Origin of the sequence: Martelella sp. NC20, from assembly GCF_013459645.1 — a bacterium.
Classification (GTDB): Bacteria; Pseudomonadota; Alphaproteobacteria; order Rhizobiales; family Rhizobiaceae; genus Martelella.
Window position 1 is genome coordinate 3,836,245 of sequence record NZ_CP054861.1, and the last position, 25,250, is coordinate 3,861,494.

20 protein-coding genes and 2 pseudogenes are annotated in these 25,250 nt (G+C 61.1%); 5 read left to right on the forward strand and 17 right to left on the reverse strand.

The genetic code is table 11. The features are described 5' to 3' along the window. Position 1: 1 nt before the first annotated feature. The 4 genes from HQ843_RS18365 to HQ843_RS18380 form a co-directional block, all read right to left on the reverse strand. Positions 2 to 1,627 (reverse strand): ABC transporter ATP-binding protein, encoded by a 1,626-nt coding sequence (locus HQ843_RS18365; RefSeq protein WP_180901800.1) that lies wholly within the window; start codon positions 1,625 to 1,627, stop codon positions 2 to 4. Further along, positions 1,624 to 2,442: an ABC transporter permease gene (locus HQ843_RS18370; RefSeq protein ID WP_180901799.1), complete on the reverse strand. Its 819-nt coding sequence runs from the start codon at positions 2,440 to 2,442 to the stop codon at positions 1,624 to 1,626. Before HQ843_RS18370 ends, HQ843_RS18365 begins: the two co-directional genes overlap by 4 nt. After that, positions 2,439 to 3,383: an ABC transporter permease gene (locus HQ843_RS18375; RefSeq protein WP_180901798.1), complete on the reverse strand. Its 945-nt coding sequence runs from the start codon at positions 3,381 to 3,383 to the stop codon at positions 2,439 to 2,441. The genes HQ843_RS18370 and HQ843_RS18375 overlap by 4 nt, the downstream gene beginning before the upstream one ends. A gap of 168 nt (positions 3,384 to 3,551) precedes the next feature. Further along, the gene (locus HQ843_RS18380; RefSeq protein ID WP_180901797.1) at positions 3,552 to 4,457 is read right to left on the reverse strand and encodes a LysR family transcriptional regulator; all 906 of its coding nucleotides are present in this window, start codon (positions 4,455 to 4,457) and stop codon (positions 3,552 to 3,554) included. Positions 4,458 to 4,605: 148 nt separating this feature from the next. Here HQ843_RS18380 and HQ843_RS29850 point away from each other — a divergent pair. Further along, positions 4,606 to 4,719, forward strand: a pseudogene (locus tag HQ843_RS29850) (helix-turn-helix domain-containing protein); the annotation flags it as partial. Positions 4,720 to 4,813: 94 nt separating this feature from the next. Here the strand turns inward: HQ843_RS29850 and HQ843_RS18390 are convergent. From HQ843_RS18390 to HQ843_RS18405, 4 genes are all read right to left on the reverse strand, one after another. Beyond that, on the reverse strand, positions 4,814 to 5,305 hold the full coding sequence (locus HQ843_RS18390) for a bacterioferritin (RefSeq protein WP_180901796.1): 492 nt from the start codon (positions 5,303 to 5,305) through the stop codon (positions 4,814 to 4,816). A gap of 26 nt (positions 5,306 to 5,331) precedes the next feature. Further along, on the reverse strand, positions 5,332 to 5,706 hold the full coding sequence (locus tag HQ843_RS18395) for a DUF5368 domain-containing protein (protein ID WP_180901795.1): 375 nt from the start codon (positions 5,704 to 5,706) through the stop codon (positions 5,332 to 5,334). Between the two features lie 12 nt (positions 5,707 to 5,718). Then, positions 5,719 to 7,020, reverse strand: a complete 1,302-nt coding sequence (locus HQ843_RS18400) for an NAD(P)/FAD-dependent oxidoreductase (protein WP_180901794.1) — start codon at positions 7,018 to 7,020, stop codon at positions 5,719 to 5,721. Between the two features lie 530 nt (positions 7,021 to 7,550). Then, positions 7,551 to 8,099, reverse strand: a complete 549-nt coding sequence (locus tag HQ843_RS18405) for a helix-turn-helix transcriptional regulator (RefSeq protein WP_246710147.1) — start codon at positions 8,097 to 8,099, stop codon at positions 7,551 to 7,553. 100 nt (positions 8,100 to 8,199) lie between these two features. On the opposite strand from HQ843_RS18405, the gene HQ843_RS18410 reads away from it, so the two are divergent. From HQ843_RS18410 to HQ843_RS18420, 3 genes are read left to right on the forward strand one after another with little or no spacing between them, the layout of a single operon-like run. Then, positions 8,200 to 8,913 (forward strand): CoA transferase subunit A, encoded by a 714-nt coding sequence (locus tag HQ843_RS18410; RefSeq protein ID WP_180901792.1) that lies wholly within the window; start codon positions 8,200 to 8,202, stop codon positions 8,911 to 8,913. Next, the gene (locus HQ843_RS18415) at positions 8,913 to 9,578 is read left to right on the forward strand and encodes a 3-oxoacid CoA-transferase subunit B (RefSeq protein ID WP_180901791.1); all 666 of its coding nucleotides are present in this window, start codon (positions 8,913 to 8,915) and stop codon (positions 9,576 to 9,578) included. The genes HQ843_RS18410 and HQ843_RS18415 overlap by 1 nt, the downstream gene beginning before the upstream one ends. After that, the gene (locus HQ843_RS18420) at positions 9,571 to 10,746 is read left to right on the forward strand and encodes an acetyl-CoA C-acetyltransferase (protein WP_180901790.1); all 1,176 of its coding nucleotides are present in this window, start codon (positions 9,571 to 9,573) and stop codon (positions 10,744 to 10,746) included. Before HQ843_RS18415 ends, HQ843_RS18420 begins: the two co-directional genes overlap by 8 nt. Positions 10,747 to 10,858: 112 nt before the next feature. On the opposite strand, the gene HQ843_RS18425 is transcribed toward HQ843_RS18420, so the two are convergent. The 5 genes from HQ843_RS18425 to HQ843_RS18445 all read right to left on the reverse strand — a co-directional run bounded on the left by HQ843_RS18425 (position 10,859) and on the right by HQ843_RS18445 (position 19,038). Then, the gene (locus HQ843_RS18425; RefSeq protein ID WP_180903274.1) at positions 10,859 to 11,896 is read right to left on the reverse strand and encodes a zinc-dependent alcohol dehydrogenase family protein; all 1,038 of its coding nucleotides are present in this window, start codon (positions 11,894 to 11,896) and stop codon (positions 10,859 to 10,861) included. A gap of 173 nt (positions 11,897 to 12,069) precedes the next feature. Further along, positions 12,070 to 12,573, reverse strand: coding sequence for an acetone carboxylase subunit gamma (locus tag HQ843_RS18430; protein ID WP_180901789.1), 504 nt, complete (start codon positions 12,571 to 12,573; stop codon positions 12,070 to 12,072). 61 nt (positions 12,574 to 12,634) lie between these two features. Beyond that, entirely contained in the window at positions 12,635 to 14,944 is a 2,310-nt protein-coding gene (locus tag HQ843_RS18435; protein ID WP_180901788.1) for a hydantoinase B/oxoprolinase family protein, read from the reverse strand. 22 nt (positions 14,945 to 14,966) lie between these two features. After that, a complete protein-coding gene (locus HQ843_RS18440; RefSeq protein ID WP_210275323.1) occupies positions 14,967 to 17,120 on the reverse strand; it encodes a hydantoinase/oxoprolinase family protein in 2,154 nt (717 codons plus the stop codon). Positions 17,121 to 17,247: 127 nt separating this feature from the next. Continuing rightward, positions 17,248 to 19,038: a sigma-54-dependent Fis family transcriptional regulator gene (locus tag HQ843_RS18445; RefSeq protein WP_246710148.1), complete on the reverse strand. Its 1,791-nt coding sequence runs from the start codon at positions 19,036 to 19,038 to the stop codon at positions 17,248 to 17,250. A 134-nt stretch (positions 19,039 to 19,172) separates the two neighbouring features. On the opposite strand from HQ843_RS18445, the gene HQ843_RS18450 reads away from it, so the two are divergent. Beyond that, positions 19,173 to 19,370 carry a hypothetical protein gene (locus tag HQ843_RS18450; RefSeq protein ID WP_180901786.1) on the forward strand — a complete coding sequence of 66 codons (198 nt, stop codon included), beginning with the start codon at positions 19,173 to 19,175 and terminating at the stop codon, positions 19,368 to 19,370. Positions 19,371 to 19,726: 356 nt separating this feature from the next. Here the strand turns inward: HQ843_RS18450 and HQ843_RS30205 are convergent. The 4 genes and pseudogenes from HQ843_RS30205 to HQ843_RS18470 form a co-directional block, all read right to left on the reverse strand. After that, positions 19,727 to 20,214: pseudogene (locus HQ843_RS30205) on the reverse strand (tyrosine-type recombinase/integrase); the annotation flags it as partial. Positions 20,215 to 20,587: 373 nt separating this feature from the next. Next, positions 20,588 to 22,162 carry a serine hydrolase domain-containing protein gene (locus tag HQ843_RS18460; RefSeq protein WP_180901785.1) on the reverse strand — a complete coding sequence of 525 codons (1,575 nt, stop codon included), beginning with the start codon at positions 22,160 to 22,162 and terminating at the stop codon, positions 20,588 to 20,590. An 80-nt stretch (positions 22,163 to 22,242) separates the two neighbouring features. Continuing rightward, on the reverse strand, positions 22,243 to 24,051 hold the full coding sequence (locus tag HQ843_RS18465; protein ID WP_180901784.1) for a ShlB/FhaC/HecB family hemolysin secretion/activation protein: 1,809 nt from the start codon (positions 24,049 to 24,051) through the stop codon (positions 22,243 to 22,245). A gap of 69 nt (positions 24,052 to 24,120) precedes the next feature. After that, on the reverse strand, positions 24,121 to 24,975 hold the full coding sequence (locus tag HQ843_RS18470) for a response regulator transcription factor (RefSeq protein ID WP_180901783.1): 855 nt from the start codon (positions 24,973 to 24,975) through the stop codon (positions 24,121 to 24,123). Positions 24,976 to 25,250: the final 275 nt, after the last annotated feature.

Consider the following 25,250-nt stretch of genomic DNA (forward strand, 5'->3'; position numbering starts at 1 on the left):
GTCAGTCTTCCAGCCGCCATTTGAGTTTCACGCCGCCGGTCTCGTTGAAATCGAGCGCGGGAATGGCCGAGAGCAGCCGCCGCGTATAGGCATGCTGCGGGTGATCGAAGATGTCGTCGCGCGGGCCTTCCTCGACGATCTCGCCATGCTGCATCACGATCACCCGGTCGGCGATCTGCTCGACGACGGAGAGGTCGTGGCTGATGAACAGGCAGGAAAAGCCGTGCTTCTTCTGAAGGTCGGCGAAGAGGGCGAGCACCTGCGCCCTGACTGTCACGTCAAGCGCGGAGACCGGCTCGTCGGCGATCAGCAGTTTCGGCTCGCGCACCACGGCGCGGGCGATGGCGACGCGCTGGCGCTGGCCGCCCGAAAGCTCATGCGGCAGCCGGTTGGCGAATTCCCCCGGCAGGCCGACCTCGGCAAGTGTCGCCAGCGCGCGACGCCGGCGCTCGGCGGAGGTGAGGCCGGGTATGGTGCGCAGCGCCTCCTCCACGAGTTGCACGACGGTTATGCGCGGATCGAGCGAGGAATACGGGTCCTGGAACACCATCTGGCAGTTTCGCCGATAGTTCGCCCAGTCCTGTTCGCGCGGGCTGCCGTTGAACCGGATGTCGCCCGAGGTCTGGTGGATCAGCCCGGCAATGGTGCGGCCGAGCGTGGTCTTGCCGGAGCCCGAGCCGCCGACCAGCGCCACCACCTCGCCCGGGCGGATTTTCACCGAGACGCCGTGAAGGGCGCGCTTGGCCTGGCTTTTGCGGAACAGCCCGCCCGCCTTGTGATAATCGACGATCACATTTTCGACGGCGAGCACCGGCGTATCCTCGGGCGAAAACGCCCGCGTCCCGCCGCGGCCGGGCAGCGAGGACAACAGCTTGCGGGTGTAGGCATGCTGCGGTCTGGTCAGAATGTCTTCGGTGGTGCCGGTTTCGACGACGACGCCCTTTTCCATCACCGCGATGCGGCTGGTATAGCGCGCCACCATCGGCAGGTCGTGACTGATGAGCAGAACGGCCGTGCCTTCGGCGCGCGTTAGCTCGACCATCAGCTCCATCACGTCGCGCTGGATAACCGCGTCGAGCGCCGTCGTCGGCTCGTCTGCGACGAGAAGCGCCGGCTTCAGGAGCATCACCGAGGCCAGCATGATGCGCTGGCGCATTCCGCCGGAGAATTCATGCGGATAGGCCGAGAGCGCCGCTTGTGGATCGGCAATGCCCACACGCTCCAGCATGGCGACGATCGCCGTGCGCCGTTCGACCGGCGAAAGTGCGGTATGGAGCTTCAGCCCTTCTTCCAGCTGCCGCCCGATGAGCATGGACGGGTTGAGCGAGGTCATCGGCTCCTGGAACACCATGCCGATCCGCGCGCCGCGCAGCGCCCTGAGATCCCGCAGGCTCATGGTCAGCGTGTCGCGTCCCTCGAACACGGTCTCGCCGCCTGTGGGCGTGATTCCGGCGGGCAGAAGCGCCATCAGCGCGCGCGTCGCCAGCGTCTTGCCGGATCCGGATTCGCCGACGATGCCGAAGATTTCGCCGGGACGGACGTCGAAGGAAACGCCGTCAACCAGCTTCGCGCCGTCGCCGCGGCAAAGCGTCAGCTTGCGTACCGAGAGGAGGATATCCCTGGTCATTTCAGCCCCCTCATGCGCGGGTCGAGCCTGTCGCGCAGCGCGTCGCCCAGAAGATTGATGCCCAGCAACGTGAGCGCGATGCAGAGGCCGGGGAAGACGCCGAGCCACACGGCCTGCTCGATGAACGGCCGGCCGGCGGCCAGCATGTTGCCCCAGGTCGGCGCCGGCGGCGGCACGCCGAGGCCGAGGAAGGAGAGCGCGCTTTCCGAAAGGATTGCCCAGCCGAACATGGTGGTCGCCAGCACCGACATCGGCGCCAGGCAATTGGGCAGGATATGGCGCAGAACGGTGTAGAACTCGCTGTTGCCCATCAGCTTCGAGGCTTCGATGAATTCGGATTCGCGCAGCGTCATCACCACGCCGCGCACCAGCCGCGCCATCGACGGCGTATAGGCAATGCCGAGCGCGAAGATGATGCCGTACTGATTGGCGCCGAAGACGGCGAGCAGGCCAAGCGCCAGAAGAATGCCGGGAAAGGCGAGCAGCGCATTGTTGACGGCCATGATCAGCCCGTCGGTCCACCCGCGGGCATAACCGCTCACCAGCCCGATCAGCGTGCCGGCGACGACCGTGAAGGTAACCGTCAGCGTGCCGATCCAGACGCTGGCGCCGGCGCCGACCATGATCCGGCTCAAGACGTCACGGCCGAACTCGTCCGTTCCCATCCAGTGGGCGGCGCTCGGCGGCTTCAGACGGGCGACGAAATCGAGCTGCAGCGGGTTGTAAGGTGTCCAGAACACCCCGAGCAGCGCCACGATCAGCAGCAGAGCGATCAGGAATCCGCCGATCGCGGCATTATAGGAAAGTTTTCTCATTGTGCCGTCACCCGGGGATCAAACAGCGGATAGAACAGGTCGATGATCAGGTTGACGACGACATAGGAGAGCGCCACGAACAGCAGGCACCCCTGAATGACCGGGTAATCCCGCTGGAATATGCTGTCGACCATCAGCCGGCCGAGGCCGGGGATCGAGAACACCGTCTCAATGACGGCGATGCCGCCGAGCAGGTTGCCGAGGATCAGGCCGATCATCGTCCAGGTCGGGCCGAAAGCGTTCTTGAAGGCATGACGCCAGAGAACGGCCATTTCGGACAATCCCTTGGCGCGGGCATGGGTGATGTAATCCAGGCGCAGCACTTCGAGCGTCGAGGCGCGGGCCATGCGCAGCAATACGCCCATCTCGTGCATCACCAGGGTCGCGACCGGCATGATGATGTAGATCAGCCCCTCGGTGAAATTGTCGCGCAGCGAGACATAGCCGAGCACCGGCAGCCAGCCGAGCTTCAGCCCGAACAGCAGGAGAAGCAGCAGGCCGAGCCAGAAGGTCGGGATCGACAGCAGGAGCGTGGCGCTTCCCACAAGCGCGAGGTCGGTGACCGAATTCTGTTTCCATGCGGCGATGATGCCGGCGGGCACGGCCAGAATGGCGGCCAGCACCACCGCAATCAGCACGATCTCGCCGCTGATCACGAAGCGCGCGGCAACCAGCGGCAGCACCGGCTCGTCATTGACGATCGATCGGCCGAGATTGCCGGAGAGCGCGTTCTCGCTCCAGATCAGGAATTGCTGCGGCAGCGGCTTGTCGAGACCGAGCTCCGTCTGCAGTTCGGCGATCTGCCTGTCGTCGGCCATGTCGCCGAGCATCAATGCGGCCGGATCGCCGGGAATGAGCCGGATCAGGCCGAACACCGCGATCGACACGATGATGACTGTCGGTATGGCCATCGCAACGCGATGGAGGAAAAATCTCAGCATCAGAACCCCTCTGAGACCTGTCTTTGAAGGCGGCAGGTTTGCTTCTTGACGAAAGTATGACAAAGCGAAAAAGAACCCGCAATACTATGAGAAATTTCATAGAAATATGCAGTAACGCCTAACTCGGCTGTATTGTCGTCAGGAACAGGATGCAGGAAAGGAGGTGACCTAGCCGGACACCTGCGAGCGCTCGATCTGCCGTTTCAGCGCCGCCATCAGGCCCTTGGCGGCAAGCGACAGCGGCACGCCCTCGGCGGTCGCGATCCCGAAGCGCTGCGTCAGGCGCGGTTCGAAATTTCTCTGCACCACGGGCAGGTGCTTGTAGAGATTGGCGTAGAAGCTGCTGGCCAGCGCAATCCCCAATCCCTGGGCGGCATAGGCGCAGGCGGACGAGTTCGAATGGGTTTCGATGCGCACGTCCGCCCGCACGGCCTCTGCCTGCAGCAGCCGGTCGAGCATGACGCGGTGGGCGCGCAGCCTGCCGAGCATGATCAGCGGTTCGCCGCGCAGGTCCTCCGGCCGGATGACATCGCGTGCCGCCAGCCGGTGATCGTGATGCATGACGGCAACGCTCCGGCCCTCGGCGACGATCTCGAGCCGGATGCCCGGACTGATTTCGCCTTCATGGCGCAGAAAGCCGAAATCGATCACCCGCTGGTCGATCATCCGCTGAATGGTCATGGTCGTCTCGAAGAAGGTCTCGACCCTGACGCCCGGAAAGCCGTCGCGGTAGTCCTTCAGCATGGCAGGCGCGAAATTCTCCCACATGCTGCTCGGAAGCCCGATGCGGACCACCTCCGTTTCGGACGCGCCGGTGCGGATTTCGTCGGCGAGCTGGCTGAAACGCGCCAGATTGAGCAGGACGGTCTTCGCTTCCGTCTCCAGGGTTCGCGCCTCGGGCGTCGGCACCAGCCGCCCCTTCACGCGCTGAAACAATGTCAGGTCGAGATCGGACTCGAGTTGCTGGATGAGACGGCTCACGCCCGACTGGCTGAGGCCGGTGCTCTTGGCCGCGCTCATCGTCGATCCGGTCGAGAGGACCGCGCGGAAGACTTCGAGCTGCTTGATGTTCATGCGATTTCGTCTCTTCGCGCATTGGTCTCTCTTTGACAGCTACGATATTCTCACCGCCCTGTCATGTGGCCGGCAAGATGCGGAACTGTTCCCGGGAGCGAATGGTCGCGTTTGGCGAGGTTCCGTGCAGACTTGACGCGCGCTCACGCTGCCGCGAGAGACGGAAGCCTCCATCTCCGAGATCGCCTTTTCTCTCGGATACGAGGAACACGCCAACTTCAGCGGTGCCTTCCAGCGCTGGATGGGGTGTTCGCTCACAACGTATCGGGAAAGACAGAGGCTCGCCTTCAGAACACAGGCGGCCTCTTTTCCGGCGGCGCTGTCGATTCATCGACTTTGGCGGCCGAGAGGCATTCTTACCCCTCGTCTCCCTCATCGTCTGCGAACGAAACCAGCTTGGCACTGTAGGACTTCTCGCCGAGACGCTCGATCAGATCGAGCTGAAGTTCGAGCCAGGCCTTGTGGCCCTCCTCGTCAAGCACGATCTTTTCAAACAAGGTGCGCGTACCGATATCGCCAAGCTCGGCGGCATGCTGCGCGGCCTTGGTATAAACGGCGATAGCCTCTTCCTCGTCGGCAATGTCGGATCTGAACATATCCGGCAGGTTGTCCGCCTTTTTCGGCTCCTTGTCGAAGGCAAGCTTGGGCGATGCCTTGAGGAAGAACAGTCGCTCGATGAACAGGTCGGAGTGGCCGAGTTCTTCCGTCATCTCCTCGCGCATCTTCGCGGCCATTTTCGTCAGGCCCCAATCCTCAAGCGTGTGCGCATGCAACTGATACTGATGCGCAGCCGTCATTTCCATGTTTACCGCACGCTGAAGATATTCAATCAATTTGGTGTTTTTCATCGCTGTCATCCTTTTCAGGCGGTGGTTCAGGACGGTCCCTGCCCTCCGGATCGCGACCGCGGCCCGGCGATCAGTGAACCGATCGTATAGACACATATGGCCATGCCGATCGCCCCGGCAAGGGCCACGCCCAGCAGCACCAGCACATCGACAGGCCCGCCCATATCCGATAGCTGCGAATGCGTCGTCGCCATCAGCAGCCACACGGCTGCCACCGCGCCAACCGGCATGGAGAGTTGCGCCAGCAGGAATTTTTTCCAGCTCACGGCGCGATCCCGGATCAGGACATAGAAATAGGCCAGGGTGACAAGCACGATCAGCGCCACCATGATCCAGAACACGTAGCGACCGAAAATCTCCTCGAAAACGGCAATCATCGTGCCGATGGTCAGGTCTTTCATTGCAATTCCTCCTCAGGCCCGGCCGCGCAGCATCGCGTTGTAAGTCGCCTTGAGCGCGATCTCCTTCATCAGCCAGCTGGTCCAGAGTTCTTCGAGCGGAGCGATGATCCCGGGAAATGACGGCGTCAGATTGTTGTGGTAGTCGAACTCGACAAGCATGGCGCGCCCGACGCGGGTAATCAGCGGGCACGAGGTATAACCGTCGTAGAACTGTGTGGCTTCAAGGCCCGCGATCGCTGAAACCAGATGGTCCTCCACCACCGGCGCCTGCCACTTGACGGAGGCGGCGGTCTTGCCCTTCGGAACGCCGGCCACGTCTCCCAGCGCGAAGATCTCCGGGTAGCGCAGATGGCGCAGGGTTGCAGGGTCGACCTCCACCCAGCCCTGGTCCTGCCAGCGCTCGGCCCAGGAAAGACCGGATCGGCGGATGAAGTCCGGTGCCCGTTGCGGCGGTATGACATGGATATAGTCATAATCCAGCTCTTCAAACCCGCCATCCACGGCGAAGACCGCCCGCTTCGCGCCAGGCTCGATAGCGACGAGCCTGCGCTGCATCATCGTCTCGACGCCGCGATCCTCAAACAGCATTCTGACCTTCTCGGCCACGATCGGCACGCCGAACAGGCTCGCCTGCGGCGCCGCATAGATCATGTTCATCCTGCCTGCATTGCCCGCCCGCCGGCCGATATCATCGATCAGGAATGTGTGCTTGAGCGGCGCCCCGGCACATTTCATTTCCGTCTCCGGACGGGTGAATATCCCGGTGCCGCCCTCCTCGGTGAATTTTCGCGCCGCCTGCCAGGTTCTGGCAGCGTCATCCGGTCCGCCGTAAAGGGCGCCTACTCCATTGCTGCCGATCAGATCCCTCGAAAATCCGTCGATCGCGTCGTAATCGAGAACAAGTCCCGGCGCGAGCACCAGCCAGTCATAGGAAATCGCGGCGCCGCTTTCGGTCGCGACAATCCTGCTTTCCGCATCAATGGCGGCAACCGGCTCCCTTATCCAGTTCACGCCTTCTGGAAGCCAGCGCTCCTCATCTGAAGTGATGTAGTCGGCGGGCTTGAGCCCGGTCGCGACCAGGCTGAGTCCCGGCTGGTAAAGATGCGTCGTGCGCGGATCGATGATCGTGATGCGCGCGCCCTCCAGCCTCTGGTTCAGCCGATTGGCCATGGTGGTGCCCGCCGCGCCGGCGCCGACGATGACAATATTGGCTTTGGTGGCGACCGGTTTTGTCTCAGCATGCCCCATGCCCATGGGAAAGGTGGTGGCAGCGGCGCCAAGCGCGCCCAGAGATAAAAACTCGCGTCGTTTCATCAACTTTGCCTCTCATTGCGGCAGCGGGACAACCCGCGCCGACGGTTTTGACGGGGGCCGCGCGAAGAATGGCCCGCGCAGCCGGCGAAATCGCGTCTTTCTCGGCCGCGACAGGTGTGAGTCTTGCAACCAAACGTGGGCAGAAACTATCAACTCCGCCGGCACGCGCGAAATGATCCCGATCAAATTGTCCGAAATAACCCGCAAGCCGTTGGTCGGCGAGGCGCGCAACCCTGCGCTCGGGCATCGTCATTCGACATCCCGAGGTTACCGGGCGATATCGAACAATAGCCGTGGTTTGCGACAAGGTCGACCGGCAATGCGTATCCGCGACAGCCGATTGCTTCCCGGCGTGTATTCAAGAACTTCCTCGGCCAAGTCCGCGCTGGAGATGGATCTGTGAGCCGAACCGGCACAAACGACCGTTTCAACAACGAGCTCCCGCGATGCCGGCCGGCACTGAAATAGCCGTTCGTTCCCGACAGACGGAAAGCGCTTCCGGTTTTGAGAAAACCAGTCCGAAAATCGACCTACAGGCGGCTGTCCTCGCTGTTGAGAAACCAGGCGATCAGCTCGGAGCTGTTGCGCACGCCAATCGCGCGTGCAAGCCGCAAACGGTGCGCCTCTATGGTTCTGCGCGACAGGTTGAGTTCCTCCGCGATCGCGGCATTGGTCTTGCCCTGGGCGACCAGAGCCAGGATCTGGCGCTGACGGCCGGTCAGGGTTTTTGTGCCCGCGCTTGCCGGACGGGTCATCGGTTCAAAGCAATAAACCGCGGCGGCGAAGGGGTCCGCGGCATCGAAGGAGCGCCCCCTGACGCGGCACCAGAAGCGGTGGCCCTCGGTGTCGGCCATGATCCGCTCGTCATAATAGACCGCGCCGCCGGGAAGATGGTCGCGCCACATTTTCCCGGTGCGAACGAAATCCTCGAGCGCCGGATAGAGCCGGGCGAAGCTCTTGTTGATCAGCGCCTCGCGTTCATAACCGAAGACCGCCGCGAACTCGCTGTTGCAATCCCGGATGACCCGATGCGTGGCAAAGACGAGAGGAACCGGCAGTTGCGGCAATGTGAAGGTCAACGGGGGCGCTGAAGTTCGATCCATGCAGTATAAATACGACTAACGCCGGGCATATGACAAGATTTATCGTCTCCTTCTGCGGACAGAAATGGAGGAGACAATGAGGAAAGTATTCGCGTCGGCGACAGAGGCTATGGCCGGGCAGTTGCGCGACGATATGGTGATCATGTCGGGAGGCTTCGGCCTTTGTGGCATTCCGGAAGCGCTGATCGAAGCCGTGGAGCTTTCGGGGGCGCGCAATCTGACCGTGATTTCGAACAATGCCGGGGTTGACGGCATCGGTCTTGGACGGCTTCTCGAAACCCGGCAGATCAGCAAAATGATCTCGTCCTATGTCGGCGAAAACAAGCTGTTTGCCGAGCAGTATCTCGCGGGCGACCTTGAACTCGAATTCAACCCGCAAGGCACGCTCGCCGAACGCATCCGCGCCGGCGGCGCGGGCATTGCGGCATTCTACACCAAAACCGGCGTCGGAACCGCGATTGCCGAGGGCAAGGAAGTCCGCAGCTTCAACGGCGAGGAGTATGTCATGGAAACCGGGCTTGTCGCCGATATCAGCCTGGTTCATGCCTTCAAGGGCGATACCGAGGGCAATCTTGTGTATCGCAAGACCGCCCGCAACTTCAATCCCGACATGGCCACGGCCGCGCGGATGACCTTTGCCGAGGTGGAGCATCTGGTGTCCCCCGGCGAAATCGATCCCGATAACATTCACACGCCCGGCATCTTCGTGTCACGCATCGTCCATGTAGCGAACCCGGTCAAGCACATTGAAAAGCGCACGACGCGCGAAGCCCGGCGGGAGGATGCATAATGGCCTGGACACGTGAACAGATGGCGGCCCGCGCCGCGCGCGAATTGCAGGACGGCTTTTATGTCAATCTCGGGATCGGCATTCCAACCCTTGTGGCCAATTACATTCCCGAGAACATGGATATCAGGCTGCAAAGCGAAAACGGCATGCTGGGCATGGGCCCCTTCCCGTTTGAGGGCGAGGAGGACGCCGACCTGATCAATGCCGGCAAGCAGACGATCACGGCATTGCCGGAAACCAGCTTTTTCTCCAGCTCCGAAAGTTTCGCGATGATCCGGGGCGGCCATATCGACCTGTCGATTCTCGGCGCCATGCAGGTTGCCGAAAATGGCGATCTCGCCAACTGGATGATCCCCGGCAAGATGGTCAAGGGCATGGGCGGCGCGATGGACCTTGTCGCCGGCGTCAAGCGTGTCGTCGTGGTCATGGAGCATGAAGCGAAGGGAACGCCCAAGCTCCTGAAGGAGTGCACCCTGCCCCTGACCGGCAAGCGCGTTACCGATATGGTGATCACCGATCTCGGCGTCTTTACCCTCACCCGGCAAGGCGAGTCGAAAATGGTACTGACGGAACTGGCCGATGGCGTCAGCGTCGACGAAATCACCGCCAAGACGGAAGCAAGCTTTACGGTCGCGCTTGAAAAAGAGGGCGCAAACCATGCATGATATCGTCATCGTGGCCGCAGCCCGCACGGCCGTCGGCGGCTTCATGAAAGCGTTTGCCGCAATGCCCGCCCATGAGCTTGGCAGCATCGCGATCGGCGAAGCCCTGTCGCGCTGCGGCGTCAGCCCCGCCGAGGTTGACGAGGTCATTCTCGGTCAGGTGCTCACAGCGGGCGCCGGGCAGAACCCGGCCCGGCAGGCGGCCATGAAAGCCGGCATTCCCGACACCGCGACGGCTTTCGGCATCAATCAGGTCTGCGGTTCCGGCCTTCGCGCCGTCGCCCTCGGCATGCAGCAGATCGCGCTCGGCGACGCCCGTGTGATTGTCGCCGGAGGCCAGGAATCCATGTCGCTTTCCGCCCATTGCGCGCATCTGCGCGGCGGCGTGAAAATGGGGAATGGGACACTGGTCGACACCATGATTTCCGACGGGCTGACCGATGCGTTCGGCGGCATGCATATGGGCATCACCGCGGAAAACGTCGCCAGAAAATACGGGATCGACCGCGCTTCGCAGGATGCGTTTGCCGTGGCAAGCCACCGCAAGGCCGCGGCCGCCCAACAGGCCGGCCGTTTTGCCGAGGAAGTCGTTCCCGTCACCATCCGCACCCGCAAGAATGAAACGGTGATCGACAGCGACGAACAGATCCGCCCCGATGCCAGCGAGGAAGGTCTGGCCGCCCTTCGCCCGGTGTTCGAGAAGGATGGAACCGTAACCGCTGGCAACGCCTCGGGTCTCAATGACGGCGCTGCGGCGCTGGTCCTCATGCATGCCGACGAGGCCGCCAGACGCGGCCTTGCGCCGCTGGCGCGGATCGCGTCCTGGGCAACGGCCGGGGTCGATCCGGCGATCATGGGCATCGCGCCCGTCTCCGCCTCGCGCAAGGCGCTTGAAAAGGCAGGGTGGTCGGCGGCCGATCTCGATCTGGTGGAGGCCAATGAAGCGTTTGCGGCCCAGGCCTGCGCCGTCAATGCGGAACTGGGCTGGGACCCCGACAAGGTCAACGTCAATGGCGGCGCGATCGCCCTCGGTCATCCGATTGGCGCATCAGGCGCGCGCGTTCTGGTGACGTTGCTTCACGAGATGAAGCGCAGCAACGCCGGCAAGGGACTGGCCACGCTGTGCATCGGCGGCGGCATGGGCGTTGCACTCTGCGTGGAACGTCCCTGAGGCCCGCATTTGCCGGCACGTCGCGATGAAATGAACCGGCCCGTCGCTTCCCGAAAATATGGGAGGCGATGGGCCGGTTGCTGCCAGCGATGTCCGGGCACGCCCGCGACGGTCAGGCGTTGAGGATGACCTTCATCGCCTTTTCGCGCGCGGCATTGCCGAATACCTCATAGGCATCGATGATGTTGTCGAGGGCGAAGCGGTGGGTCACCAGCTTGCCCGGGTCCACCTTGCCGGCCCCCAGAGTCTTGAGCAGCATCGGGGTGGTGTTGGTGCTCACGAGACCCATCGAGATATTGATGTTCTTGATCCACAGCTCTTCGATATGCAGCTCCACCGGTTTGCCATGGACCCCGACATTGGCGATATTGCCGCCCGCAGAGACGATTTTCTGGCAGATATCGAAGGTTGCGGGCACGCCGACCGCCTCGATCGCGACGTCGACCCCGAGACCATCGGTCATCGCCAGGATCTTCTCGGCCGCATCCTCGGCCCCGACCTGAACGGTATCGGTCGCGCCGAACTGCTTTGCAAGTTCGAGACGGGCGGGGTCCATGTCGACCATGATGATCCGTCCCGGGGAATAGAATTGCGCCGTCAGCAGAACCGACATGCCCACGGGACCCGCACCGACAATCGCGATCGTATCGCCCGGCTTCACGCCGCCATACTGGACGCCGATCTCAAGCCCGGTCGGCATGATGTCGGAGAGCATGACGAGCGCTTCCTCGTCGGCGCCTTCAGGGATCGGGTAGAGCGAATTGTCGCCATGGGGAATGCGCACATATTCGGCCTGGGTGCCATCGATCAGATGCCCCAGAATCCAGCCGCCGTCCGAGCAATGGGCGTAGAGCTGGCGCTTGCAGTTGGCGCATTTGCCACAGGAGGTCACGCAGGAAATCAGCACCGGATCGCCGGGCTTGAAGTTGACCACGGCATCGCCAACTTCCTCGACAATGCCAACGCCTTCGTGTCCGAGCGTCCGGCCCGGCGTCACGGCCGGCACATCGCCCTTGAGGATGTGAAGATCGGTGCCGCAAATGGTCGTCCTGGTAATCCTGACGATAACGTCGGTGGACTTCTGAATGCCGGGTTTTTCCTTTTCGGCCCAGTCTTTCTGGCCCGGTCCGTTATAGACAAGCGCTTTCATCGGAATGCCTCCCTTTTCTTCTCAAATGGTTGCAAAGCAACCTTCCGAAGGAAGTGTACTCCTCAAAAACAGGCTGAATGTGTCCGAATCTCGGACAATTTCTCGAAATGGAAGCGACAAAACGCCACGCAGCAATGGGTGCGCGGCGTCTGTTTTAAGGGTACGCCCTTTGGTCAGGCGGCGCGTTCCGGCACCTCAAGCCCCAGCCATTGCGTATAAAAGGCATCGATATCCGGTTCGAAATCATGGATCACCGGGTACCACGGCGTCGGGGCTTCAACGTCGAGCAGGTCGCCGGATTTCGGGCAGTAATATTCCCGTATGACCTGCCAGTCGGATGACGGCGCCATCAGCCGGGGATAGATCTCCTCCATCTCCGCCGCCGTTTCGCGCACCCGCATCACGGCGAAGAGTTTCCAGTTGTCACGCCAGTCGCAGAACTCGTGACCGGCATGGGATTTGACGACCCATTTCTTGTCCGAGGGGCGCTGCACGATATAGAGCTTCGGTCCGAGCGGCAGGATGATCCTGTCATCCCATGGCACCTGCTCCTGCAGGATTTCGATATATTTGACGAAACGGTCAGCGTCCTTGGGCGTCGAGAGCATCGTCTGGAGCGTGTCTCGGTCGATCTTGCCATCGACCAGGTCTTTGATCTTTGCCTTGGTGTAAGCCATTGTCTTTCTCCTGAATAAAAAGGGGTGCCGCGAATACAGGCGGGGGCGGCACCCAGTGGGATCACTCCTCGACGAACTTCACGGTTTTCACATCCGGCAGTTCGGAAAGGTCCATCGAATACTCGCGGCCATAGGACGGGATCGGGAGATCCGCCTCCTTCAACTGCCAGTCGTCGGGCAGATTCCAGAACTTGCGGAACCCCTCCTCCCATTTCGGGCCGAGCTTGAAGCTTGCCGCGAACATCTGCTGGACATGGGTGCCGGCATCCTTTGCGAGAATGCGCTTGCGCTCCTTCGCCATCCATTCGCGGGTCGGCCGGGCGTTGGCGAGACGTTCCTTGCGGATCTTCGCGCGAAGAGCATCGGAGCCCGCCTCATCGGCCGTAAACAGCCCGTTCTCTCCCTTCTTCAGGACGACCCCATAGACCGTTTCGGCGAAACGCTCGAGCAGATAGCCGCCGTTCACATCGGTGGCCACGGCCTGAGCCTCGCGGTCCAGCGGATCGCCAAATCCCGGCCCTCCGCGCATGTAATTGAGGTAGAGGTCGTAATCCTTGAACATCTCCTCGGTGGTGATCGCCTGCTTGTCGCGCTTGATGCCGGCGGGATTGACGAGCGCGTCATAGGTCGGGTTTTCCGGGTCGGTATCGCCGCCGAAGGGGATCGGCTCGCCATTGGCGATCTTTTCCTTCAACCCGGTATCATGGGCTGCGAAGCGATAGCCGGACGCCGCCGGATAACCGCCCATCAGGCCCCAGTCGGAGCTGATATGGCCGTTGCCCATGAAGAACATTGTCCAGTCCTTGGCGTTCCAGACCATGCGCAGCGATTCAAATCCGCAGCCGCCGCGATATTTGCCCGCGCCGCCCGACGACGCCTTGATCTGGCGACCGAGATAGACCAGCGGTTCCGCCAGTTCCCAGATCTCCATGTCGCCCATGTCGCCTTCCGGGTTCCAGATGGCGGCGGCATGGCTGATCCCGTCGGCGATCGCCGAGGCGCCGACCCCGTTGGCCGCGCATTCGAACGAGTTGACGGCGTGGATCTCGTCATACTGGTTGAAACCGCCGCCCTGCAGCCAGTTCGAGGTATTGGCGTTACCGGCATTGACCTCTTCCAGATAGCCGCGCCCGAAATAGGACCGCGACAGGCCGCGCCACAGCGCCGTCCACGAACTGACGAGGAAGTGCCAGCTATAGGCAAACGCCACGCGCCGGTCGTTCGGGTTCATCCAGGTGCCCTTCGGCAGGCGGAATTCCGTGCCGTAGGCCGCCCCGTCATTGATCATCTCGGTCGGGATTAGCGTCTGGGTCATCATCACCCAGATGCCGGAGGTGAAGCTGACGGAATGCGCATTGTAAGTGTGCCAGCCCCAGCGGCTCGATCCCTCGAAATCGAGACGCCATGTGCCATTCGGCCGGATCGTCATTTCCGACGGCGTGTGCATGATGGTGTCGACTTTGGCGAAGTCTGACGGTACGCGCACATCTTCGTGATTGTAGGGAACGTCGACGAAACCGACCTGACGATAGGTGCCCGGAATGGTCATCGCCTTGATGCGGTTCTGGAGGCCGACCCGGCCATGTTCGACCGCCTCATAGGCGAATTTCCAGTAGGATTCGATGCCCTCCTCGGCGATGACCTCCTCGACCAGCTTGCGGATCATGTGGCAACCGGCAACCCGGGTGCGTTCATCGAGCATCCAGTAGCGCGTGGTGCGTACCGCGCGCTGGCTCTCGTGAAGCCAGTCGCGCTTCAGTTCGTCGTTCTCGCCGATCTTGCGGCAGGTGATGGAATACCCGTCGCCGAAACGCTGAACCTGCCCCGTGGTCATCGAGCCCGGCCCCACGGCGCCGGTGTCGATGACGTGGGTCACGCCGCCGACCCAGCCGATCAACTCGCCCTTGTGGAAGATCGGAACGATCGTATGGATATCGCAGGGATGCACGTTCCCGATCAGGGAGTCATTGTTGCAGAAGATATCCTTGTCCTTGACGCCGGGATTGCCCTCCCAGTCGTTCTCGATCATGTATTTGATCGCCGCACCCATGGTGCCGACATGGATGATGATCCCCGTCGAGGTCAGGATAGCGTCGCCCGCCGCATTGTAGAGGGTGAAGCAGAGCTCGCCTTCCTGCTCCACGATCGGGCTTGCGGCGATCTTCTTTGCGGTTTCGCGGGCATCCACGACGCCTGCCCGCAGGCGCGAGAACAGCTTGTTGTAGAGGATCGGACTTTCCTTGTGCAGGGTCCGTTCCGTCAGGCCGGCATAGTGGCCCGTCCTTTTGGTCTTCTCCATGATCTCGTCGCGGTGCTGCTTCAGCGTCTGGCCGCCACGCACGATGCCGCGGATATCGGTTTGTACATTCATGATGTTTCTCCTCCCTTGACCGTTACACTTCTTTCAGATGGAACAGCCGGTGACCGTCGAGCCAGGTTTCAAAACCGCCCGGCACGACAAAAGTGGTGGCGTCGGATTCGATGATCGCAGGTCCGGTGACCCGGTTTCCGGGTGTCAGGCTTTCCATCCGGTAGAGCTGCGCATCGACCCATTTGCCCTTGCGGTAGAATTTGCGGGTCCCGATCTTCGCTTCTTCGGACGGCGTCGGGCTACCCTCTTCTTCTTTCGGGATGCGGGGTTTCGGAATGGGCACGGTGCCGCGCATGATCGCGCCGGTCACGGAAAAGCCGAGCTCCGGCGACCGCGCGGAGGCGGCATATACCCGCCCGTAAGTATCATTGAAGGCATCGACCAGCTTGTCCCAGTCCATGGCGGTCCTGGCCGTTTCGATGGGGCTGTCGATCTCCAGGTCGTTGAGCTGGCCGCGATACTGCATCCGGTAGCCGGGTTGCAGGCGCACCTGATCGCGCGAATAGCCGTTCAACTCGAATTCCTCGAGCACCCGCTCGGCCAGTTCGTGCCAGGCCTCGTTGAGGGTTTTGGCCTCGATTTCCTTGGCATCGTCCGACGCTGTCTCCTCGATGTTGATGTCGAGCGACTTGTCGTAGCGATATTCGAAATCCGCCGCCGCGCAGCCGAACGCCGAGAAGCCCGCCGCCCAGGCCGGAACGATCACATCCTCGAAGCCCAGCCCCTCGGTATAGCCATAGGTATGGACCGGCCCCGCGCCGCCATAGCTGAAGCAGGTGAAGGAGGACGGCGAATAGCCCTTGCCCGAAATCATCGAGCGCAGGTAATCGCGCAGCTCGCTGTCCAGCAGTTCGATGACGCCGGCCGCCGCTTCTTCGACGCTGAGACCGAGCGGATCGGCGATCTGCTCCTTCATCGCGTCATAGGCGCGCTGCCGGTCGAGCTTGACCTGGCCGCCGAGGAAGTTGTCGGGGTTGAGATAACCGAGAATGACATGGCAATCGGAAATCGTTACCGTGTCGATCCCGCTTTCGGCCCAGCATACGCCGACACGATAGCCCGCCGAATCCGGCCCCAGCTTGATCGCCTTCGTATAGGGATCGAGGCGGATGAAGGAACCGGCGCCCGCACCGACGGAATCCAGACCGACCAGCGGCAGCGACAGCACAAGGCGGGCCATGTCGGGGTCGTTCTGAATGGTCAGCTCACCCTGGGTGATCAGCGCGACGTCGAAGGATGTTCCGCCGATATCGGAGCAGGCGATGTTCTTGTAGCCCAGAACCTCACCCAGATATTTAGCGCCGATCACCCCGCCGATGGGGCCGGAGACGATGGTGCGCGCCAGTTCCTTGGCCTTCCACGAGATCGTGCCGCCATGCGTGGCCATCACCCGGAAATCGAATTTCGAACCATTTTCCTTGAATTCCGTCGAGATCTTCCTGAGCGTCTGGCGCGACGGCTCGGCGGCGAAGGCCTCGAGGATCGTGGTATTGGTGCGGTGGGTTTCCTTGCGCACCGGATAATAATCGGTCGAGGCGAAGACCGGGATGTTCTTGCCAGCCTTTTCAATCTCCTCAGCCACGATGTCGCGCACCCGGCGTTCATGCCCGGGATTCTTGTAGCTGTGCAGAAGCGAGATCACGATGCCTTCGACATCCTGCGCGATGAGATCCTTCGCCGCCTGGCGCGCGGTTTCCTCACGCAGCGGAATGACCACCGTGCCGAACATGTCGACCCGTTCCATCACCCCGCGCGTCAGGTGACGCGGCACCAGCGGCTCGTCATAATAGTGGGTGTTGAGATGGATGCGGTCTTCGTAAGCCATGCCCAGATAGGCCTGGCAGGCGCGTCCCATGCGGTGAAAATCCTCCATTCCCGCATTGACGATCAGACCGGTCCTGAGGCCCTTGCGCTGCACCACGCGATTGAGCATCGCCGTGCCGGAATAAACCCCGGTCTGGATCGAGCCAAGCGCCTCCTCAAGCGACAGGCCCCAGTGCTCCAACCCCTCACGGCTGGATTCGAGCAGGCCGCGCGCCTCATTGTCGGGCGTCGACTGCGCCTTGCCGACAACGAAATCCCCGTCGGCATCGACGAAGAACGTATCGGTCATCGTTCCGCCCGCATCGATGCCAAGCACCTGCACGGAACGCCTGTTTTTCTCGATTATTGTCACGAAGAACTCCTCCCTTTCTCATGGCCGCGCCCGAATGGACACGACCGCAAGAGAGAGGATACACAGCCGGAAAGTGCGCAAATGTCCGGTTTTCAGCCACCCGGACAGACAGGTTTCGGACGTTCGGTCAGGTTTTTCGCCGGGTCGCTATCCCGTAGCTGTCAAGCTTGAGATAGAGCGTGGAGCGGGCAATGCCGAGCCGTTTGGCCACACGCGAAAGATTGCCGTCCTCCGCTTCAAGCGCGTCCAGAATGCCGGCCCGCTCGACATCGCGCAGGGTTTCCCTGCCGTTTCGGCGCGTCGGTTCGCGGAACTCGCGCGGCAATGTACGCTCCTCGATCAGTCCGGTGGGCGACAGGGCGTCGAGCGCCGTGACGAGGTTGCGCATTTCCAGCAGATTGCCCGGCCACGCATAACTTTTCAAAACGGCCATGGCGCCGGGCAAAAAACGCAGCTCCCGCCTGCCGTTTTCGGCGGCATGGCTGCGGACGATCTGACGCAGAAGCTGGGCGATTTCCGCGGGACGTTCGCGCAGCGGCGTGATATGAAGCCGCGCGCCCGCGATGCGGTAATAAAGGTCGCTGCGGAAATTGTTTTCGCGCATCTCGTCATAGAGACTTCGCGCCGAAAGCGCGATGATCCGCCCGCCCTGCGCCACGACCTTTTCCACCAGGGTGAGGAGCAGTTTCTGCAGCGTTGCAGGTGTCGCTCCGGGACTGTTGAGGCACAGTGTTCCCACTCTGGCGCGGTGGTGATCCGGGGTGACATAATCGCGTAACGTCTCTTCCGTCAGCCGGGCACAGTCGATCATTTCGAATGGCTCATTCGATAGCGCGCTCGCGGCATGAATGGCTTCGGCCAGAAAGCTCTTTCCGGTCCCTGTTTCGCCTTCAATCAGGATTGAGATACCCGTTTCGGCAAGCCGCCGGGCCTGCGCGCAAAGTTCCGCCGAAGTATCGCCGGCGCTCGCAATCTGGCTCAGTTCCATGCCGGCCGGCCTGGCTGCAGCCGCGCGCAGTCGCGAAGACCGCAGCGCGATCAGAACGCCGATCGGGTCATCCCGGTTGGTGATGACTTCGACATCGGCGCCCGGCAGGCACTCGGCCAGAGCCTCGCCGATCTGCCCGGCAGGCTGGTTTATCAGTGACGGCAGACGGCTTCGTAAATCGCCGAGATCGATATCATCGGACATATGCGCCAAATCGTCGGTCGCAAACACGTTTGCGCCGTTGCGATCCAGGATCAGCATCGGGCCGCGGCCGTGATGCATACGCCGGACATGGGAATGTTCCAGCAGAACGCCCCTCTCGTGATCGAGCATGAGGGTCAGCTCAGTTTCCATCTGCAGAGCCAGCGCGGATGAAAGCGCGAGCGCATTCGATTGCCGAATCTCGCCGGGCCAGGAAATATCGATCACGCCAAGGATACGGCCTGTTGCCGGATCGGTGATCGGCGTCGCCGCGCAATTCCAGCGCTGGATCGCCTCGCAGAAATGCTCGGCCTCCTGTATCAGCGTCGGCAGGCCGAGATGCAGCGCCGTACCAATGGCATTGGTGCCGATCGCCTCCTCGATCCAGCGCCCGCCGGTGTGCAGATGGTTCTCCCGGGCGCGGGCAAGCGTGTGAGGGTCGCCGACGGCGTCGATCACCACGCCCGCGTCATCGCTGAGCAAGAGAATGTCGCGGGTTCCGATCAGCAGGCTGCCGGCCCGGTTCAGCGCGTTGCGCGCGGCCGAGCCCAGCCGCCGCGCCCGCATACGCCGGCCTTCCAGCTCATCCTCATTGACAATCGGCGCCCGCGTGCGGTCCGCGACCGCGTGACGGACCGAACGTTTCCAGCTTGCGAGAATGTCATGACGCATGCCCGAGGGCACCCGCCCCACGGCCATGAAGTCCTCCCATTCCTTCTTTTTGACCATGCGCTCCATCTTCTCCTCCCGAAAAGACAGGCCGCCAGAGATCTTCAACGGCGAAGTCCGCGTGCTCCGATCTTGGCTCCTCCACAAGACAACTAGAACGGATTGACGATCCTACCAACTGGAAACCCGATTGAGTGTCCTATTTTCGGACAAATCAGGATCGCCGCCGCCAGCGTTCTCCAATCGCGGCGGCCGCCGCAAGCATCTTTGGCCATTCCGAAACGCTGGAGGTGGACATCACCGCTGCCATCGAGAGCCGGGGCATCGAACCGGACGGCTGGACAGGCGTACGAAAGCCTCTCATGCAGGAACCCGCGGCCGGCAATTTCTGAGCTATGGGGTTTTGTGTGTTGGAGCTTCGGGCGGGTCGGCGGTCGCAACGGTGTTTATCAGTTTCAGCGCGCCGGAATTGATGTTTTGAGGTCCGATCGCGGGGCGTTTTCTGGTGATTGCGCGCGTATTTGCCCGGTTGACAGCTCTCGCCATTCGAATTGGCGCAGGCCCTCCCATTGACCTGCTCTGCCTTGAGGGGGCCCATGAATGGATCTGCCATGCCGGGTCATGACGCACTTTTCCGGTTTGTTGCCGCCGTGTTCGGCGGCCCGCGTGGCTAACGCCAGCGTTCGAACACCGCAATGACGATCATGCACCCGCCACAGCATGGGCATGGCGGGCGGATATCGATCGGCTTGCTATGTCCGAGCAGAACCTGGATGACGCGGATATCGGTGCCATCTTCCAGAAGATGGGTGGCAAAGCTGTGCCGCAGGGTATGCGGGCTGACACGCTTATGGATGCCTGCGCTCTCGGCGGCTTCCTGAACCGCACGATGCAGTTGCCGCGACGAGATCGGATCGGTGCGGCTGCGACCCGGAAACAGCCAGCCATGAGGCAGCATCACGCCGCGCCGCTTGCCTTGCGGGTTATCACCAGCGCCCGCGCCAGATCCCGCCGCTTCAGCGTCACCGTGAACAGAAAGCGCAACGCCGAAACGGTACTGTTGATCGTCGCCGGGCCCACGCCGTTCTCATGCTGATACAGCTGGTAGCGCCGAATATCCTCGACCGTTGCTGTGTCAGGCGTGCGCCCGAGAAACACGGCGAAGCGCCGAACGTGACGGATGTAGTCCTGCTGAGTGTGGGATCCCAGGCCCCGCATCACCATGTCTTCCTGCATGCGCTGGCGAAGCGGTGTGATCGGGGCATCGTGTGAAAAGTTGACCAATGAACGTTCCTCTTGTTGAAGAAAATTCAATGGTCAACCAACATCAGCAGCCTGCCTAGAACCTCAGGTAGTCACATAAACCTCACCGCGAGCACCCTCCCGCGAAGCGTGTACGGGGTCGAATCCAGCAGGTCGGCGAAGCGCCCCAACTGCCAACTCTCGGGATCACATCATTTCCGCCGGAAAGCTGTCATTGATTTTGGCAGCTTTCACCAACTCGGTGACAGGCCACGATAGCCTGCAAGCCAGAATTTCCTCGTGTATTTGATTACTATCACTGCAATTCCAGGCATATCTTGAGGGCAGGCTGAAGGCACGAGGATTGCTATATCCTTTTGAAACGCGCTGGCCCGTTCTCGACAAACAGTTCAACCTCCAGTGTTTCGGCTTTTTCCGTGCCACCCGAAAATGTCGCTGAGGAGCGTGAACCGGCAGGTGCATTTTCGGCGTTCATGTCGAATACCATCATTGCGCCGTCCCATGGCATCAGTTGAAATGCCTCTTGCTCGGGGCCGGCCAGCAAGACCAGACCGCCATTGGCGTCTTCGCGCACCTCGACGGTTCCGAAGTACGGATGGCTGTAGCGACCGATAAAATAGCCGGCGGCAGGAGCAGCCGCGGCAGCCTGGGGGAAAGGTTCTCCGGCCGTCACCCCAAGCGGGGTATAGAACCCGGCAAACAGGCTCGCATAGCCTGAAAACCAGTCGCGGGTGACTTCGCCCGTCTGCACCATATCGGTAAAGCTTGCGCCGATTGCCTCGACCGCGCCGACCGGGGCCGCGTTCGAAAGCACGACAATGCCGACATCAAGGGACGGGATCAACGCGAAATAGGTTGCCGCGCCAAGGAGGAAAGCGCCGGAATGACTGAGGATAACCCGTCCGCTGGGATCTGTGCCGACGCCAAAACCAAAGCCATAAAAGCTCGCGCGCTCATCCGGGCTATGCGGCCTGCTTGAAAAGCTCTGCGGGCTGATCGCCGGCTGCAGGGCTTCCGGCCGGATGAGATCGCCGCCGCCGGCCAGCACCATCGTCATCCATCTCGCCATGTCATTGACCGACGAACTTATGCCGCCTGCCGGTGACTGGGCATCGGGCTGACGCTGATAGAGCGCGGCGAAACCATCTGCGGTTCTGGCATGTGGGATCGCGCGGTTTTCCCGCGCCATGAAATCGGTAAAACGGGCGCTGGTGTCGTTCATCCCGAGCGGCTGAAACACAGCCTCTTCGGCAAGATCGCTCCACGTCATGCCTGAAGCGTCGGCGACGGCTTCTGCTGCCGCCGTCAGGCCAAAATTCGTATAGGCATAGCTGGTACGGAATGGTGAGAGCGGCTGCAGTCTGAGCCGCTCGAGAACCGTCTGGCGGTCGAAGCCGAGGTCTTCGAGATCGTCTCCCGCATGATCCGGCAGGCCGGAACGATGGCTGTAAAGGTCACCGATCGTCAGCTTTTCGGTGACAGCCGGATCCGAGAGCGAAAACCAGGGGAGTAAATCCTGCATCCGGCTGTCCCAGGAAACCACGTTTCTGCTGACCTGTCTCGCAACGGCAGTCGCGCCAATGGATTTGGAGAGCGAGGCCAGTTGGAACACTGTATCGGGTGTGACGGGCTGATCGCCGTCGCCGCCGCGCGTGCCAAAGCCTTTGGCATAGACGTTTTCGTCACCATGGACCACGGCAACGGCAATACCCGGCACGCCGCTACGGGCTTTTATGTCTTCGACAATGCCGTCAAGGGCAGCTACGGCGTTTTCAATCTGCCCAGGCGGCACCGGAACGCCCGCCGTGCGGGAGGGTGGCAGCATTTCGGCAAATGCGGGGCCCGGCAGGAACGCGAGCGAGGCCGAAGCCAGTGAAGCGGAAGCCAGAAAACGGCGACGCGAAAGCCTGAAAGGCGACATGGAAAACCCCTATCCTCGATTTCGGTAACCGGTTGAGCCGGAACCTGTTGCAATAAAGCATTGTCGCGGTCGAAGCCGCATCACAGAGGCAGCCCCAGCCTGAAGAAAATTCTGAGCCCCTGGTCCTCTCCATTTTCAGGGCTGTACCATGGCACGGCTGCAATCAGCTGAAAGTTCACTTTTTCCACGAACATGCCACTAACGCCTACGCCAACGGACCCAAGAGCATCACGGGCATAGTCGGCACTCGCCTCTTCATTCCAGACCACGCCATAATCGGCAAACGTCGTCAATGTCAGCCCCGGAAGCGCCGACCAGTCGGTTTCCACGTCATGGCTGATTTCAAGGGCGGCTGCCGCCCCGCTGGCACCGGAGAGACTGCTACCATCGAACGCCCAGCCATAGGGGTCACCGCCCAGCGAAAACTGTGCTGCTGCCGGCAGCGGCGTTGCGGAATACTGCCCCGCACTGCGCAGACGAATTGCCGTGTCGGCGCCAAGATCATGGGAAATATCAAAATTCAAGCGCGCAAACCTATAATCCTCCGGCACGTCCGGCAGCGCGGTTTCATGCCCCAGCCCCTGTCCGAATTCCGCTGAGGTCAAAAACGCCGTCGGCCCGCTTTGACGATCGTAGGTCAGTGACATCGCCGCCCAGCGTATCTGCTCGCGCACGGCCCGCGCACCCATGACATCGACGCGATCGTTGCGCAGATTGACCTCGACCCTTCCATAAAGGCTCTGATCGATCGTTCGGATGAAGGGATAGTCGAGCCGTGCCGTGCCGATCACAGATTCGATATGAACATCGTCGTCTTTGAGATCTCCACCCGGTTTCTGGGTCACATATGACAGGTCGTATCCGGCAGAAAGCCCGTTAAAGCCGATCGGGATGTCCTGAGAGGCCTGCAGGAAGATCATCTCCTGAGGCGCGTTGGGAACAGTCACAGCCACCAGGCTGGCCGTATCGAACAGCCCAAGCATATCGTTGGCGGTCACAGTGCCGGACAGTTCCAGCGGCCCGACCTCATCGGTACCAAGGTTATCGAGACCGGCTCCAGCAGAATACCGGTCGAAGCCGATACTGAGCCGCAAAGTCCCACCGCCCTTCGGTGTTTCCGGTCGTATGAGAACCCCTTCGACATCAAGGCCGCCCAGGTCACTCATCAGCAGCAGAATGCGCTCTGCATCCTTGATGCGGATCGGTCGCATGGCGGCGATCCGGTTGATGTAAGGGGAAAGTCGCTCATGGATACCAGGAATGGAGCTGGTGATCTCTACTGTTTCGACATAACTTTCATAGACGCGCAGCGTGATCCTTCCGGATGAAAAATCCTGCACAGGCACGATTGCTATCGCCAAATAGCCCGCTCTCAGATAGGCGGCTTCAATCTCTGCGGCAATCTGATAGAGATCGGCAAGGCTGATGGTTTCTCCGATCCTGCTCTGCCAGATGCCGGAAAGCGTGGCGCCCTGAAGCGTAACCACCCCCTCAACCGTCAATGATTTCAGGGTGAACCGCGTTTTGGCGGCTTCGTCTTCGGGCGTGCGCTGACGCTGATCCTGAACGGTAATATCGATCGTGCCCTGACGTTGAGGCGGCGTGAACCGCTCGAGAATAGTCGTCTGACCTGCAACGGTCTGCTCGATCCGCTCGACTGTTTGAGCCAACGCGGTATTACTGAATGTGCTTGCCAGGAGGGATCCGACGGCAAGTATACCGCTTGCGAGAAATTCCCGCCAGGAGGTATCCGGTCGAGCGGGAAGACCGCTTTTGCGCGCGGCCTCGGCAGCTTTCTCCGCCACCGTCTCAGAGGCCTCCAGGAGAGGTGACAGCAGGGCAAATATCCTGCTGAAACAGGATTTCTCAGGCAAAATCTCGTAACGCATGGTTCCCCCGGATCGATCAGTCGTTCAGGCACCTTCTTTGAGTGCACCTTGCTTTGTCGGCCAGGTGCTTCAGCTTTGTGAAATCCGGTTCCGTGAATGCTTATCGTTCAGCTCCGTCGAATTTGGTATCCCCTGTTCAGGGGGGATCTCGCCCAGCCACAATGCCATCAGTGCCGAACGGCTGGAAACACTGTATTTTCGGTAAATCCGCTTGACGTGATCATGGACAGTATGCGGACTTTGACCGTTCGTTTCAGCTATTTTCCGTTCAGAAAGTCCTTGCAGTAAACCCTGCAGTACATTGCCTTCCATCGGGGTCAGCGGCTCCGATGCGACCCCAATTCCCTCCGACAGCATCTGCAAACGATAAAACCAGCGTATACCGCGCAATGCATGGCTGACAACCTGTCGGTCGCGCTCGGAAAACGGCGATTGGGAAAGCGCGCGGTGAAAGCCAACCTGAATTTCGGCATCAGCATTGATGGGAATGCCAACCCAGATCGAATCGAGTCGGTCGATACCGCGATAAAAGGTTTTGTAGGCATAGCTTTCAAACCATTCGGGCGTAGCCAGTTGATGCAGCATGAAGACCCGGAATTTTCCGGCAAGCTCGGCATTGCGAATTGTGGTGATATCGGGCGTTCCCTGCTCCATCAGGGCGAATGCTTCCTGAATGATTCTCGCCGTTTGGTTGTCTGGATAAAGCGCCGACAGGCAGCGCGGTCGCCAGCCGAAAAGCGGATCGCGATGCATGTTGTCGACAAGTCGCACGGCGCCTATCCAGTCGGCCTGTCGCGCATCAATCATGTTGCAAACCGCCGAGAGCAGATGCACGCGCGCCGCTGGCATGCGAGATACCTCAAAATCAGCCAACTCGTCCCAGAGCGCATAAATTCGCTCGAAATCGATTGTTTCGTTCAACATCGGCTAAGGTGACCGCGGAGCATGATGGTTGTGACCTTGTTGTGTGTACACAATTACTAATGTTCCGCGCGCGCAAAGTAAAATTCTCACGTTTGTTTTTAGACAATGTTTCAGAGGCCATCGGCATTGAACTGACTGAAGAGCTCAGCACGGCAGCGAATGTCTGCTTGCCAAACCTATTCCCCCAAAACCTCCCATTCCGCTGTCGGCCCCTTTTCAGTCGGTCTGCAACGATCGGCGGCGAGTGGCTCCCGCAGGCAGTCATTCAGGCGGCG